The sequence below is a fragment of the Neorhizobium sp. T25_13 genome (genome assembly GCF_002968675.1).
In the GTDB taxonomy this organism is placed as follows: Bacteria; Pseudomonadota; Alphaproteobacteria; order Rhizobiales; family Rhizobiaceae; genus Neorhizobium; species Neorhizobium tomejilense.
Genome location: NZ_PVBI01000001.1, coordinates 218759 through 232646, shown reverse-complemented (window position 1 = coordinate 232646; position 13888 = coordinate 218759). Strand labels below are relative to the sequence as shown.

Here is a 13888-nt window from a genome sequence, read left to right as displayed (position 1 = left end):
GGGCTCCGGCCGGTTGCGAAAGACCTCATTGGATCGTGCCGCCACGGCGTCAAAAGGGGTTAGGCGTTATGAATATTGATATCTTTAAGGATATCCTGGTTCCGGTCATCGGCGGCCTCGGTATTTTCATGCTCGGTCTCGAGTTCATGTCGAACGGCATCCAGGCACTCTCCGTCAACAAGATGCGGGCGTTCCTCGCCAAGGCTGCGGGTACGCCGATCAAGGGCGTAATTGCGGGTACGGTCATCACCGGCGTCATTCAATCCTCCACGGCCATGACCGTCATGGTCGTCGGCCTCGTGAATGCGGGCGTCGTCGGCCTGCGACCGGCCATCAGCGTCATCATGGGTGCCAACATCGGCACGACCCTTGGGAACGGTCTGATCGCCCTGCCGCTTGGTCCCCTCGGTCTGATCTTCGCCGGCACGTTCTCGCTGGTCTATTGTTTTGCCAAGAGCGAGAAGGTGCGCAACATCGCGCTGGCCTGCATGGGTTTCGCGCTGATCTTTTATGGCCTCAATCTGATGACGGGAGGCCTTCGGCCTCTGCGCAACATACCCGAGGTCATGGCCGTTCTGTCGACGTTGACGGCGGACTCCTATTATAACCTGATCAAATGCGTGCTGATCGCCGCCGGCGTCACCGCGATGATCCATTCCTCGTCCGCGACGATCGGGATCGTCATGGGTCTCGGCGCGGCCGGCGTCCTCGACTGGACGACGGCGGTTGCCTTCTCGCTGGGTGCAGATCTGGGGACCACGATCACCTCGTGGATCGCCTCCCTCAATCTTTCGAAGAATGCCAAACGCGCCGCCTATGCGCATATGTCCTTCAACATTATCGGCGTCTGCATCACCGTACCGTTGTTCTTCGTCTCGATCGACGTGCTGGCATGGGCGATGCAATGGTTCGGCGGCGATCCGGGTGTCGCCGTCGTGATCGAGGGCAAGGAAACGTTTCCGCTGGTTCCTGTGGCCGTCGGTCTCTATTCCACGTTCTTCAACGTCTTCAACACGGCGCTGCTGTTTCCCTTCGTCGGCGTGTTCGACCGGGTCCTATCGCGGATCGGGCGCACGGATTCCGAGGATGCGGAGGATTATTCGACACCGAAATTCCTCGACCGCAAGCTTGCCGGCAACTTTGCCCTTGCGGTTCCGGCCGTGCAGAAGGAAACCGCTCGGCATCTTCAGGCCGGCGCCATGTTCCTGGACATCGCTCGTTCCGCCAAGTCGGCACCGTCCGATCCGGGCGAACACTATCTCGCCACTGATATCCTCAGCCGCGATATTCGCGACTATACCGCCTCGCTGATGAAGGAAGACTTGCCCTACGAGCAGCTCGATCTCGTAGCAAGCCTGATCGAGGAGGCGGATTTTACCGCGGCCCTGACGGAATCGATGCATCAGGTCGCCCGGCGGGTAAGGCGTGAAAAGTTCAGCAGCCAGGCCCAGGCGATCGTCGATGTCGCGTTGAACAAGCTGGGCACCGCCCTGCAGGAAATCATGCCCGATCACGGCGTCACCCGTCCGGACATGCCGGCCGGCCATGTCAGCCTTCCCGAAGTCGAGGAACTGCGTGCTCGCACGCTGGCGCTCGGACCCAATGCCGGCGCTGCGGAACGCGGCACCATCCTTGCGCTGCTCGGTTCGATCGAACGGGCGCAGATCCTGATCCATCGGATCGATGCGGAGCGGAAGTCTGTGAACCGGCAGAGCATCCTGTCGCGTGTGCCGCGCAAGCGCGACGAACAGGTTCGTCCCGTCAGCAACGAGGGCGGGTTCAGTCCGATGCCCGCCGAGTAACGGACATTGCCGTCAAGATCCGCACGTGGCATCTTCGCGATAGAAGATGCCACGTCCTCGCGTTAAGGGATGACGGCTACCCGTTGCCGCTGCGCAATCTCTTAACCCCCGGAGGCTCGAATGAGCGTTGGCTTGATCGCCCTTCTTGACGATGTCGCGGCCTTGGCGAAAGTGGCTGCCGCCTCGCTTGACGATATCGCCGGACAGGCGGCCAAGGCCGGTGCAAAAGCGGCAGGCGTCGTCATCGACGATGCGGCGGTCACGCCCCGCTACGTGACCGGATTTTCGGCCGAACGCGAATTGCCGATCATCGGCAAGATCGCGCTCGGTTCGCTGAAGAACAAGCTTCTGATCCTGCTCCCCGCCGCGCTCGTCTTAAGCCTGGCGGCACCCCAGGCCATCACGCCGCTGCTGATGATCGGTGGACTCTACCTCTGTTACGAGGGTGTTGAGAAAATCTACGAAATGCTGCTGCCGCATGCCGCTCACACCCATGAAACGGCCCTCGAAACGGCAAGTCTCGGCGCCCAGTCGCTCGAAGACGAGAAGGTTTCCGGCGCGATCAAGACGGATTTCATCCTGTCGGCCGAAATCATGGCCATTACGCTCGCCGCGGTGCCGTCAGGCAGCGTCATCACGCAGGCCTTTATCCTTGCGGCCGTGGGATTGAGCATAACGGCCATGGTTTATGGTGGCGTGGGGTTGATCGTGAAGGCCGACGATCTGGGCCTGATGATGGCGCGTGCGCAGACGGCGCCTCCGATAGGGTCGTTCGTGCGCGGCATTGGACGAGGGCTTGTCACCGGCATGCCTTATTTCCTGAAAGTGCTGGGTATCGTGGGAACGGCCGCGATGATCTGGGTCGGCGGCGGCATCATCGTTCACGGGCTCGAGGCTTATGGTCTCGGTGGCCTTGCGCATCTGATCCATGATGCCGGGGAGGTGACCGCGCATGCGATCCCCGTTCTGCCCTCGGTGCTGCGCTGGGTCGTCGAAGCGGCAGGAGCGGGCATCGTCGGTATTGTCCTCGGCTTTGTCACGATCCCGGTCGCAAGCTACGTCATCTCGCCGACCTGGCGATACTTCAAATCGTTCCTGCCACGTCGCTGGCGCAAGCAGGCGTTGGCGGACGAGAAGAAATGAGGCTGGGTCCATTGGCAGCAATGATCGATGGGTGGACGGCGCGGCATCGTTGAAGGCGTCAGATCCAACGAGCGCGCTTGAACCGAATGAAAAGCGCGATGCACATGACGGCGATGACTGCCAAAACGACAAAATACCCGTAGCTGGTTTTCAGCTCCGGCATATTGTCGAAATTCATGCCGTATATGCCGGCGATCGCCGTCGGAACGGCGAGAATGGCGGCCCAGGCCGCCAGTTGCCGCGTGATCGTGCCTTGTCTTTGCTGTTCCAGCAGATTGCTCGCCTCGAAAACGGACGTGATCACGTCGCGCAAGCTTGCGACCATCGTTTCGACGCGGTGCATGTGCTGCAGTGCGTCCCGGAAATAGGGCTTGGCTTCCCTGTCAAGCGACGGCAAATCGAGGTGGTAGAGTTTTCCGCAAAGGTCGAGCATTGCGTCCAGCACCCGCTGGAACAGGATGATTTCCCGCCGCAGCTTGAAAATGCGCTTGATCTGGTTGCGGTCCAGAAACGCATCGAGCATCTTTCTTTCCATGTCGAGCACGGAATCCTCGATCGTGCGCACAATGGGAAGATAGCCGTCGATAATGAAATCGAGAATGGCGTGCAGGATGTAGTCGGTGCCATGGCACAGCGTCTGCGGCGATGTTTCCAGCCTGCCGCGCAGCTCTTGATGTCCGCGCTCCGAGCCATTGCGGACCGTTATGATATAGCGCTTGCCGACGAAAATCGCTGTTTCACCATAGGTAATATGGTCGGCTTCCAGCTGCGCCGTCTTCGCGATGACGAACAGCTGATCGTCATAGACGCTGAGCTTCGGCATCTGCAGCGGACTGAGCGCGTCGGCGATCGAGAGTTCGTGAAGGCCAAAACGGCTTTGCAGCATCAAAAGGTCGTCGCGGATGGGCTTGTGCAGCCCGATCCACACGAATTCGTTGTCCGTTGCGGGGATCGCCGCCTCGTCGAACGGCACGGCTTCAACTCGCCGGCCGTCACGATAGAGAAAAGATGCGGCGACGCTCATGCAGCCTCCTGGATTACCATGATCATGCGGCGCCCTTCGGGGCATGCCTTGCGCTGTGATACCCGCTATCTCACGACCCTTTTGTGACTATGCGACACCGACCGCCGGGTTTGCCGGATCGTGGTCAGGTATCATCACGTGTGGCGCACCTTTGTGGAGTTTCGGTCGGCGCCGTGATAAGAGACGGTGATGACCCTATCGAACGATTTTGATTGCCAGTCATGCGGTGCGTGCTGTTCGTTTTCCGCCGATTGGCCACGATTCTCCATGGAAAGCGAAGCCGCCCTCGATCTGTTGCCGGCACGTTTCGTCGCTGCGGACGAAGGAGGAATGCGTTGTGAAGGATCCCGTTGTTCTGCCTTGTCAGGGCAGGTCGGTGTCGGCACATCCTGCATGGTCTACGATATCAGGCCTGACGTTTGTCGCGAATGCCTTCCGGGAGACGATGCCTGCTTGATGGCGCGTGACGCTTTCGCATTGAATTCCGCGTAGAACTCGCCGACATTTCTATCCCGTCCCCGGCGATCGGATGCAGATTATTCACCGCCGCCGGCCGATCCGCCCGAGGCGTAGGGATACGGATCGCTCATGGACCGCCAAAGGGCTACATCTGCGACATGTCATCCAGCAGGTTCTGCGCCAGTTCGCTGATGGCGGTTTCCGCTTCTTCTAGGCTCCAGCCGACGTTTTCGGCGCGTTTTGCAAGGCCGGCCAACACGGGCGGCAGATTGCCGCCGGCCGTCGCCACGATATCGTCCGGCGTCAGTCCCTTTGCAAGCTGAAGAAAGACTTGCTCCAGGGCTTCCTGGCAACCGATATCCCTGTCCGGATAGGGTTCGGAACTGCGCGGCCTGTTCAATACAACCATTTGACCCTCATCTTATGCTGCAGCCTGAGCGGCTAGCAGATAACTACGGCCCAGACCGCGTCCGCTGCCACCAGGGCTGCTGATCGATATTTTTCTGCCTATACGAACGAAGGGCCCCGATCGATCGGAGCCCTTCATAACAGAAGACGTGATCGAGTTCCCGATGGGAACCCGTTTACATCATGCCGCCCATGCCGCCCATGTCAGGCATGCCGCCGCCGGCAGCATCCTTCTTGGGCAGGTCGGCAATCATGGCTTCCGTCGTCACGAGCAGGCCGGCAACCGAAGCCGCGTTCTGCAGAGCCGTGCGAACGACCTTGACCGGATCGACGATGCCCATGGTGATCATGTCGCCGAATTCGCCGGTCTGGGCGTTGTAACCGAAGTTGTCGGTATCACTTTCCAGGATCTTGCCGACCACGATCGAGCCTTCGCTACCGGCATTCTCGGCAATCTGGCGAACCAAGGACTGCAAGGCCTTGCGGATGATGCTGATCCCGGCATTCTGATCGTCATTCTCGCCCTTGATGTCGAGAACGATCGAGGCGCGAAGCAGGGCCGTGCCGCCGCCAGGCACGATGCCTTCTTCGACTGCTGCACGCGTTGCATTGAGGGCGTCGTCGATGCGGTCCTTCTTTTCCTTGACTTCGATTTCCGTCGAGCCGCCGACGCGGATCACGGCAACGCCGCCGGCCAGCTTGGCCAGACGTTCCTGCAGCTTTTCGCGGTCGTAGTCCGAAGTGGTTTCCTCGATCTGAGCCTTGATCTGGCCGATGCGTCCGTCAATATCCGCCTTGGTGCCCGCACCATCGACGACGGTGGTGTTCTCCTTGGTGATCGAGACCTTCTTGGCGCGGCCGAGCATATCGAGCCCGACGTTCTCGAGCTTGATGCCGAGGTCTTCCGAAATCACGGTGCCGCCGGTCAGGATCGCCAGATCCTCCAGCATGGCCTTGCGGCGATCGCCGAAGCCCGGAGCCTTGACGGCCGCGATCTTGAGGCCGCCACGCAGCTTGTTGACGACGAGCGTCGCAAGAGCTTCGCCTTCGACATCCTCGGAGATGATCAGCAGCGGCTTGCCGCTCTGGACGACGGCTTCCAGGATAGGAAGCATGGCCTGCAGGTTGGAGAGCTTCTTTTCGTGCAGCAGCACGTAGGCATCTTCCAGCTCAGCCACCATTTTTTCGGCATTGGTGACGAAGTAGGGCGACAGGTAGCCGCGGTCGAACTGCATGCCTTCGACGACTTCGAGTTCGGTTTCTGCGGTCTTGGCTTCTTCGACGGTGATCACACCCTCATTGCCGACCTTCTGCATCGCGTCGGCGATATACTGGCCGATTTCCTTCTCGCCGTTTGCGGAGATCGTGCCGACCTGGGCAATCTCTTCCGATGTGTTGATCTTCTTGGCCTTGGCGAGCAGGTCCTTTACCACGGCGGTAACGGCAAGGTCGATGCCGCGCTTCAGGTCCATCGGGTTCATGCCGGCGGCAACAGCCTTGCCGCCTTCGCGAACGATCGCCTGGGCAAGAACGGTCGCCGTCGTGGTGCCGTCGCCGGCGACGTCGTTGGTCTTCGAAGCAACTTCGCGGACCATCTGGGCGCCCATGTTCTCGAACTTGTCGTCAAGTTCGATTTCCTTGGCGACGGCAACGCCGTCCTTGGTGATCCGCGGTGCGCCGTAGGATTTGTCGATCACGACGTTGCGGCCCTTCGGACCGAGCGTGACCTTGACTGCGTCGGCGAGAATATCGACGCCGCGCAGCAGCTTCTCGCGTGCATCACGGCCGAATTTGATCTGTTTGGCAGACATGGAAAAACTCCCGGGCCGTTGGCCCCATGGTCTTCGTCAAAAGGAAATAAGGAAGCGGCCGAAGATCAGGCGATGACGCCCATGACGTCTGCTTCCTTCATAATCAACAGGTCTTCGCCATTGAACTTGATCTCGGTGCCGGACCACTTGCCGAACAGGACGCGATCGCCTGCCTTGACATCGAGGGGAACGATCTTGCCGCTCTCGTCGCGGGTGCCGGTGCCGACGGCGACGATTTCGCCTTCCTGCGGTTTTTCCTTGGCGGTGTCGGGAATGATGATCCCGCCCTTGGTCTTGGCTTCAGCCTCGATACGGCGCACGACGACGCGGTCGTGCAACGGCCGAAAATTGGTATTGTTCATTTTGGGTTCCTTAGCGAGAGCGCAGCCCAATGGCGGGTTCCCGATCGGATATCTTTAGCAGTCTTATGCCGGGAGTGCTAGCGCCATTCGTGCCTTGGTGGTGATCCGGCATCCGCGGCGACGCCGTCTCTCTTTGCCAGAGGAGGGGCGGCCGACATCGAGACCGCGCGCGGGTCACTCTCGCACGTTTAGCAGAAGCCGTTGAGCTTGAGGATCTTATGGGCGTCGATCGACGCCTGAAGCTGATCCTCCGAGTTGCGCTCTCCATGGTTCGCGTCCGGATGATGCATCTTGAGCCTTTGCTTATAGCGGCTTCTGATCTCCTCCGGCGTTGCATCCGGCGAAAGGCCGAGCGTCTCGAAAGCCTTGGCCTCCAGTACCTTGAGTTTGCGTCGCTGAAGATCCACGTTTGCGGCCTGGCGTTGTGCAGCGCTTTTGCGCGCGTTCGTCGCCTTTGCGGAACCGGAGCGAGCCATGGAGGGGAGCGGCATCTCCGAAGCCTTATTGATACCGGTGCCCCAGGTCGGGCGGCTGCCGCTTGCCGCTTCCCTCTGATAGCGGGCGATCAAAGGGTCGGAGAGGTTTGGCGCAAAGTTATAACCTTTGCCGTATTCCTTTACATGCTCGGGACAGAACAGCAGATAAAGCCCTTCGGCATCCCGCCCGACAGGAGCGCGATGAGTGCCACCCTTTTCGCATCCGTCCCACTGGCATTTCGGATGGTTGGGTTCGTGGTGCGGAGCCGGTTTTTTGCGGATCGACCGTAGGCCGACAAATATCTTTGAATCAGACGTCATCGCGCCTTATATGGCGGTCCTGCGCCAGCAGGCAAGGAGTATGGACAGGCCAACCACAGAGCAGTCCGTTGCTGCGGCAGTTCTGCGCCCAGCCGAGCGGGCTGAGGGTCCACCTGTGAGAACCCTTTTGCTGTGCCCGGAATGCAAATCCACCGAGGCGCCCAAACTAAAAGTTGACTTATGGGCGGATAGCCCCTATTTACGGTTTATCGATCTTTTGCTTGCTGAACTTTGGTTTCCGCGCGATTGGCACCGCGCCTGACGAACTTCCCTTTCAAAATCAATCGCTATCACCATCCGCAGGGCTTTGGCTCTGGGGTCACTCAATCTTGCTTTGAAAGGGTTCATCATCATGACCACAGGCACAGTTAAATGGTTCAATTCCACCAAGGGCTTCGGCTTTATCCAGCCTGACAACGGCGGCGCTGATGCGTTCGTACACATTTCCGCCGTCGAGCGCGCCGGAATGCGGGAAATCGTCGAGGGCCAGAAGGTCAGCTACGAACTCGAACGCGACGCAAAGTCCGGTAAGATGTCGGCTTGCAACCTGCAGGCTGCCTAACCAAAAGCGGCTTCCGCTTTGACCACGGATGTACTGGCACCGCTGGAAGCTGATTTTTTTAAGGGCCGGGCATCATGTCCGGCCTTATACATTGAGAGGCCGGAACATTGTGATGATGTTCCGGCCTCGTTTGTCATTGGGGTGACGCAATACCGGCGCCGCGCACAGCCGCTGAACATCCCGACCGGGGACTGGAGCAATTGCGCAGCGCAATCCATGTGGCGAGCGTTATGGACGGTCGCGGCTTTGCTCTCCGGAATGTCACATGATGTTGCCCTAACGTTCGGGCACATGTCCGAGAAAATACATCCAGCCGCTTGAATAGTATGCTGATAGATGCTGGCCATCATTGCCGAGGCGATATAGAAGCCAGGTTCAGCAACAGGCAGATCGCGATGGATGACTCGATCAAGATAGACAACCGCGGCGACTTCGGGCTCTGGGCCATCGAAGTGGCCAAGCAGATCGTCAGCGAACAGGGTTTCGACCTGGCCAACGCGTCGCGGAGCGGCACGGAGGAGGAGCTCCGCGTCGCCGGCAACGCGCTGGGGCAGGCGATCACCAAGGCACTCATCGAGGTGTATGACGGTCTGCTCGAAGGCGTGCCTGAAGAATAGCGCCGCGCTTATCCCGAAACAAAAGCACGTGTATTCTACGGAAACGGGAAAGGCCGCCGGCTGGCCAGCGACCTTTCTTCGGCTGCGATAGAAACAGGCGATTATTCGGCAGGCTGGCCCGACGGTATTAATACCGCGGTTTCGGCGTCGGCGCCGCCTGCCATGGCGGCTGCAAACTGTGTCCGGTCCAGCTCGTTTTCCCAGCGCGCGACAACGACGGTCGCGACCGCATTGCCGATCAGGTTCGTGAGCGCCCGGCATTCCGACATGAAACGATCGATGCCGAGGATCAGCGCCATGCCGGCGACAGGCACGGAGGGAACGACCGAAAGGGTCGCCGCCAGGGTGATGAAGCCGGCGCCGGTAATGCCTGCAGCTCCTTTCGAGCTCAGCATCGCGACCAGCAGCAGCAGGACCTGGTCGCCGAGCGTGATCGGCGTGTCGGTCGCCTGGGCGATGAAGAGCGCGGCAAGCGTCATATAGATGTTGGTGCCGTCGAGATTGAAGGAATAGCCGGTCGGAATAACCAGGCCGACCACCGAGCGCTTGCAGCCGGCGCGTTCCATCTTTGCCATCAGGCCGGGCAATGCCGCTTCCGACGAGGAAGTGCCAAGCACAAGAAGCAGTTCTTCCTTGATGTAGCGGATAAGCGAGATAATCGAAAAGCCGTTATATCGGGCGACGGCACCAAGGACGACCAGAACGAAGAGGAGCGAGGTGAGGTAGAAAGTGCCGATCAGCATGGCAAGGTTGGCAATCGAACCAATGCCATATTTGCCGATGGTAAAAGCCATGGCGCCGAAAGCGCCGATCGGGGCAGCCTTCATCAGGATGGTCACGAGACGGAAGATCGGCGCGGTCAATGCCTGCAGGAAATCGAGAACAGGACGGCCGCGGTCGCCGACCATGCCAAGTGCGATGCCGAACAGAACCGAGAAGAACAGCACCTGCAGGATATCACCCTGTGCGAAGGCGCCGACGATCGTGTCCGGGATGATGTTCATCAGAAAGCCGGTGATCGTCGCGTCATGGGCCTTCGCCGTATAGGTCGCCACTGCCTTGGCGTCGAGCGTGGCCGGATCTATGTGCATGCCGGCGCCGGGCTGGACGACATTCGAGACGAGGAGGCCAACGGCGAGCGCAAGCGTCGAAAAGGCCAAAAAGTAGATCATCGCCTTGCCCGCGACACGCCCGACCTTCTGCAGGTCGGCCATGCCGGCGATACCGGTTGCCACCGTCAGGAAGATCACCGGCGCGATGATCATCTTCACCAGCTTGATGAAGGCATCGCCGAGCGGCTTCAGCGACGCGCCGACATCCGGGTAGAAATGACCGAGCAGGATGCCGGCGGCAATTGCCACGAGAACCTGAAAATAAAGGTGGCGGTAGAAAGGAAGTTTGTCGTGCGTTGGCACATCGGAGATCGTTGCGTTCATCATGTCCTCCATGGCGCCCCAACCAATTGGCCTCCCGGGGCGGCGGCGTTACTGTTGCTGCAGGTGTGCTGCTGGTTTTGCTGGAGCAACAGGCATGCCAGAGCGGCGGCTGATGCCTAACCCATTGATTTTCCATGTTCGGACTGAACGACGGAAGTGGTTCCTGAAATCCCGCCGTGCGGATTTCCGCCATTGGCCTTTGCTTTTTATGCGGATTTATGCACACATCCGGCGATGCTTGAGCAGCGCCGTCGAGAGAAATCGGTCAAGGATCCCGCCTTCGCGTGGACACCATGGCCTGTCTTTGCCTTCGCAGCGGCCGCGATCCTGATATCCGCTCTTTATGCCGCTGGTCTTTACGGTCGCAGTTCCGCAATCGGAGCGCTCCTCGACCAGGGCCGCGCCGATGCCAACCTCAAGGTTGCGCTGCTGCGTGCGGTGCTGGAAAGACCGCGAGCGCTTCCCCTGCTTCTGGCCGAGGATCAACAGGTGGTCGGGGCGCTGGCGTCGAGAAACACACAGACCGTCGGTGCCCTGGACCGGAAGTTGGAAGGGCTCGTGGCGGGCACCCATGCCTCCGTTCTCTACGTCACGGGCAGGGATGGCATTGCGGTCGCATCCAGCAACTGGCGCGAACCCTTGAGCTTCGTCGGCAACGACTATTCCTTCCGGGAATATTTCCAGCGGGCGATGGAGAACGGAACGGCAGAGCACTTCGCCTTGGGCAGCGTCAGCAAGCGTCCTGGACTGTACATCTCCCGGCGCGCCGAAAATCAGGCCGGCGCGCTCGGCGTCGTTGTGGTGAAGATGGAATTCGACCAGCTCGAAGGCGATTGGCACGACGCCAACCGTCCCGTCTATGTTACCGACGCCGATGGTGTCGTCTTGATCACCAGCATTCCGTCCTGGCGCTTCATGACCGCCGCGCCGCTGCCTGCGGAACGGCTTGGCGCCATCCGCCAAAGTCTGCAATTCGGCAACGCGCCATTGGCGCCTCTTCCGATCGTTCGGCAGGAGCCACTTTCGGAGGGGACATCGATCGTTTCGGCGGTTTTGCCCGGAACAAGCGCAGGAGAGTATCTTCGCCTTCTGACGCCGGTTCCTTCGACATCGTGGCGCCTTGAATATCTCGTGCCGACTGAACCTTCGGTCGCAGCTGCGGTCCGCGAAGCGCGGCTGCTTGCACTTGCGGTGCTCGTTCCGATCCTGACACTGATCGCATTCCTTTTGAGGCGGCGGCAGATGATCACCAATCGCATCGCCGCGGAGAAAAACCTGCGCGTGGAACTGGAGCGCCGTGTCGCGGAAAGGACCGTGGATTTGAGCCGCGCGAGGGACCTCCTGCAGGAAGAGATCGCCGACCATCGCAGTACCGAGTCGAAGCTGCAGGTCGTGCAGCAGGAGCTCGTGCAGGCAAATCGCCTTGCGATCCTTGGTCAGGTTGCGGCCGGGGTTGCCCATGAAATCAACCAGCCGGTCGCAACAATCCGCGCCTATGCCGACAATGCACGTGTCTTCCTGCAACGGAACCGGAAAGCTTCGGCGGAGGAAAATCTCGGCGAGATCGCCGCCCTGACCGAGCGGATCGGCATGATCACCGAGGAACTGAAGGCCTTCGGACGCAAGGGACGAACGCCGCCCGAAGCCGTCGATCTGCGGGGCGCTATCGAAGGCGCGGTGGTGCTTTTGAGGAGCCGCTTCGCTGGTCGGCTCGACATACTCCAGATCGATCTGCCACCACCCGGCCTTGCCGTCACCGGCAATCGCGTCCGCCTCGAACAGGTGCTGATCAATCTGTTCCAGAATGCCTTGGAAGCGCTGGAGGGCAGAACCGAGGCAAGTGTGAATGTCTCGGTGGAGACACTGGCGGATGAGATCGTGATCCGGGTCTCCGACAATGGTCCCGGTATTGATCCATCGGTTAGAAGTTCGCTCTTTTCGCCCTTCAACACGTCCAAGGAAAAGGGCCTCGGTCTCGGGCTGGTCATCTCGAAGGACATCGTTGCGGACTATGGCGGTCGCATCGAGGTGGAAAGCGGCGAAACCGGCACGACTTTCATTGTCTATCTGCGCAAGGCGGTATCATGAGCAATTCAACACCTGTCGTTCTGGTTGACGACGATGCCGACCTTCTCAAGGCTACCGCCCAGACGATCGAGCTTGCGGGCTTTGCGGTCTCCCGATTTTCGAGGGCGTCCGATGCGCTCGTCCGGATCGACGATGGTTTCGCTGGCGTCGTCGTTTCCGACATCCGCATGCCCGAGATCGACGGGCTGCAGCTCTTCGACCGCGTCCGCAAGCTCGATCCGGACCTTCCCGTCATCCTGATGACCGGTCATGGCGACATACCGATGGCCGTCAAGGCGATGCAGGATGGGGCTTACGACTTCATCACCAAACCTTTCGCCGCGGACCGCCTAGTGCAGGCCATTCGCCGGGCTGCCGAAAAACGGCGGCTGATACTGGAGAACAGGACACTCCGCGATGTGGCCGAACAGGCACGCGACGACCTGCCGCTCATCGGTCAGACCGCAGCCATGGAGCGGCTGCGCAGAACGCTTCGCCAGATTGCTGATACCGACGTCGACGTTCTGGTGACCGGAGAGACCGGCAGCGGCAAGGAGGTTGTTGCCAACCTGATCCATCGATGGAGCCGGCGCTCCAAGGGCAGTTTCGTCGCGCTCAATTGCGGCGCGCTTCCCGAAACCATCATCGAAAGCGAACTGTTCGGCCACGAGCCCGGCGCCTTTACCGGCGCGCAGAAAAAGCGTGTCGGCAGGATCGAATATTCGAGTGGCGGCACGCTCTTCCTCGATGAAATCGAAAGCATGCCGCCCGCCACGCAGATCCATATGCTGCGCGTCCTGGAGGCGCGTGAAGTGGCACCTCTCGGCACCAACGAGACACGGCCGATCGACCTGAGGGTCGTGGCGGCCGCCAAGGTCGATCTTGGCGATCCCTCGCAACGCGGCGCATTTCGCGAAGACCTCTATTACCGGCTCAACGTCGTCACCATCTCCATTCCGCCGCTGCGTGAACGGCGTGACGACATCCTCCTCCTCTTCGGATTCTTTTGCGAACGGGCCGCCAAGCGGTTCAATCGCCAAACGCCCGCCCTGTCATCTTCTGCCCGTCATCACCTCGAAACCCATCATTGGCCCGGCAACGTCCGCGAACTGTCCCACTTTGCAGAGCGTTTCGTCCTCGGGCTTGCAGGGGAGGAGGACGGGGCGTTGGTGCCGCCGGAGGCAGTCACCCTGACGCTACCCCAGCGTCTCAACCAGCATGAAGCGAAAATCCTCCGGGAGACGCTGGCCAGCAACGGAGGCGATGTCCGCCGTACGATCGAGGCGCTCGGAATTCCGCGAAAGACCTTTTACGACAAGCTCCAACGGCACGGGATCGAGCGCGCCTCCTTCGACCAGGGTGTCAAGCCGGCCAGATAGAGCTTCAAGGCCGCAAGCAGG

Annotated in this window: 13 protein-coding genes; 7 read left to right on the top strand and 6 right to left on the bottom strand. The window is 60.2% G+C overall.

Features of this window, described 5'->3' with window-relative positions; all coding sequences use genetic code 11:
* Window positions 1-68: 68 nt before the first annotated feature.
* Together C5J22_RS01190 and C5J22_RS01185 are read left to right on the top strand one after the other, a co-directional pair.
* Window positions 69-1802, top strand: coding sequence for a Na/Pi cotransporter family protein (locus C5J22_RS01190; protein ID WP_105436794.1), 1734 nt, complete (start codon window positions 69-71; stop codon window positions 1800-1802).
* A 120-nt stretch (window positions 1803-1922) separates the two neighbouring features.
* The gene (locus C5J22_RS01185; RefSeq protein WP_105436793.1) at window positions 1923-2945 is read left to right on the top strand and encodes a DUF808 domain-containing protein; all 1023 of its coding nucleotides are present in this window, start codon (window positions 1923-1925) and stop codon (window positions 2943-2945) included.
* Between the two features lie 58 nt (window positions 2946-3003).
* On the opposite strand, the gene C5J22_RS01180 is transcribed toward C5J22_RS01185, so the two are convergent.
* Window positions 3004-3969: a magnesium and cobalt transport protein CorA gene (locus tag C5J22_RS01180; protein ID WP_105436792.1), complete on the bottom strand. Its 966-nt coding sequence runs from the start codon at window positions 3967-3969 to the stop codon at window positions 3004-3006.
* A gap of 189 nt (window positions 3970-4158) precedes the next feature.
* Here C5J22_RS01180 and C5J22_RS01175 point away from each other — a divergent pair, with 189 nt between their 5' ends.
* Window positions 4159-4461, top strand: coding sequence for a YkgJ family cysteine cluster protein (locus C5J22_RS01175; RefSeq protein ID WP_080955013.1), 303 nt, complete (start codon window positions 4159-4161; stop codon window positions 4459-4461).
* Window positions 4462-4573: 112 nt separating this feature from the next.
* On the opposite strand, the gene C5J22_RS01170 is transcribed toward C5J22_RS01175, so the two are convergent.
* The 4 genes from C5J22_RS01170 to C5J22_RS01155 all read right to left on the bottom strand — a co-directional run bounded on the left by C5J22_RS01170 (window position 4574) and on the right by C5J22_RS01155 (window position 7806).
* Window positions 4574-4837 (bottom strand): hypothetical protein, encoded by a 264-nt coding sequence (locus C5J22_RS01170; RefSeq protein ID WP_105428071.1) that lies wholly within the window; start codon window positions 4835-4837, stop codon window positions 4574-4576.
* 175 nt (window positions 4838-5012) lie between these two features.
* The gene (gene groL / locus C5J22_RS01165; protein ID WP_105436791.1) at window positions 5013-6647 is read right to left on the bottom strand and encodes a chaperonin GroEL; all 1635 of its coding nucleotides are present in this window, start codon (window positions 6645-6647) and stop codon (window positions 5013-5015) included.
* Between the two features lie 65 nt (window positions 6648-6712).
* A complete protein-coding gene (gene groES / locus C5J22_RS01160) occupies window positions 6713-7009 on the bottom strand; it encodes a co-chaperone GroES (protein ID WP_105436790.1) in 297 nt (98 codons plus the stop codon).
* A gap of 188 nt (window positions 7010-7197) precedes the next feature.
* Entirely contained in the window at window positions 7198-7806 is a 609-nt protein-coding gene (locus tag C5J22_RS01155; protein WP_105436789.1) for a J domain-containing protein, read from the bottom strand.
* A 352-nt stretch (window positions 7807-8158) separates the two neighbouring features.
* Between C5J22_RS01155 and C5J22_RS01150 the strand changes: the two genes are divergently transcribed.
* On the top strand, window positions 8159-8368 hold the full coding sequence (locus C5J22_RS01150; protein WP_105436788.1) for a cold-shock protein: 210 nt from the start codon (window positions 8159-8161) through the stop codon (window positions 8366-8368).
* Window positions 8369-8763: 395 nt separating this feature from the next.
* Window positions 8764-8985 carry a hypothetical protein gene (locus tag C5J22_RS01145; RefSeq protein WP_105437170.1) on the top strand — a complete coding sequence of 74 codons (222 nt, stop codon included), beginning with the start codon at window positions 8764-8766 and terminating at the stop codon, window positions 8983-8985.
* 101 nt (window positions 8986-9086) lie between these two features.
* On the opposite strand, the gene C5J22_RS01140 is transcribed toward C5J22_RS01145, so the two are convergent.
* Window positions 9087-10433, bottom strand: coding sequence for a dicarboxylate/amino acid:cation symporter (locus tag C5J22_RS01140; protein WP_371412521.1), 1347 nt, complete (start codon window positions 10431-10433; stop codon window positions 9087-9089).
* 222 nt (window positions 10434-10655) lie between these two features.
* Between C5J22_RS01140 and C5J22_RS01135 the strand changes: the two genes are divergently transcribed.
* Entirely contained in the window at window positions 10656-12509 is a 1854-nt protein-coding gene (locus C5J22_RS01135) for an ATP-binding protein (RefSeq protein WP_105437168.1), read from the top strand.
* On the top strand, window positions 12506-13867 hold the full coding sequence (locus tag C5J22_RS01130; RefSeq protein WP_105436787.1) for a sigma-54 dependent transcriptional regulator: 1362 nt from the start codon (window positions 12506-12508) through the stop codon (window positions 13865-13867). Before C5J22_RS01135 ends, C5J22_RS01130 begins: the two co-directional genes overlap by 4 nt.
* Window positions 13868-13888 lie beyond the last annotated feature (21 nt).

What these genes read in the sequence shown, in the direction of transcription:
- C5J22_RS01190 (WP_105436794.1), top strand. Translation starts at nt 69, where the DNA reads ATGAATATTGATATCTTTAAGGATATCCTGGTTCCGGTCATCGGCGGC.
- C5J22_RS01185 (WP_105436793.1), top strand. Translation starts at nt 1,923, where the DNA reads ATGAGCGTTGGCTTGATCGCCCTTCTTGACGATGTCGCGGCCTTGGCG.
- C5J22_RS01180 (WP_105436792.1), bottom strand. Translation starts at nt 3,969, where the DNA reads ATGAGCGTCGCCGCATCTTTTCTCTATCGTGACGGCCGGCGAGTTGAA.
- C5J22_RS01175 (WP_080955013.1), top strand. Translation starts at nt 4,159, where the DNA reads ATGACCCTATCGAACGATTTTGATTGCCAGTCATGCGGTGCGTGCTGT.
- C5J22_RS01170 (WP_105428071.1), bottom strand. Translation starts at nt 4,837, where the DNA reads ATGGTTGTATTGAACAGGCCGCGCAGTTCCGAACCCTATCCGGACAGG.
- groL (WP_105436791.1), bottom strand. Translation starts at nt 6,647, where the DNA reads ATGTCTGCCAAACAGATCAAATTCGGCCGTGATGCACGCGAGAAGCTG.
- groES (WP_105436790.1), bottom strand. Translation starts at nt 7,009, where the DNA reads ATGAACAATACCAATTTTCGGCCGTTGCACGACCGCGTCGTCGTGCGC.
- C5J22_RS01155 (WP_105436789.1), bottom strand. Translation starts at nt 7,806, where the DNA reads ATGACGTCTGATTCAAAGATATTTGTCGGCCTACGGTCGATCCGCAAA.
- C5J22_RS01150 (WP_105436788.1), top strand. Translation starts at nt 8,159, where the DNA reads ATGACCACAGGCACAGTTAAATGGTTCAATTCCACCAAGGGCTTCGGC.
- C5J22_RS01145 (WP_105437170.1), top strand. Translation starts at nt 8,764, where the DNA reads ATGGATGACTCGATCAAGATAGACAACCGCGGCGACTTCGGGCTCTGG.
- C5J22_RS01140 (WP_371412521.1), bottom strand. Translation starts at nt 10,433, where the DNA reads ATGGAGGACATGATGAACGCAACGATCTCCGATGTGCCAACGCACGAC.
- C5J22_RS01135 (WP_105437168.1), top strand. Translation starts at nt 10,656, where the DNA reads ATGCTTGAGCAGCGCCGTCGAGAGAAATCGGTCAAGGATCCCGCCTTC.
- C5J22_RS01130 (WP_105436787.1), top strand. Translation starts at nt 12,506, where the DNA reads ATGAGCAATTCAACACCTGTCGTTCTGGTTGACGACGATGCCGACCTT.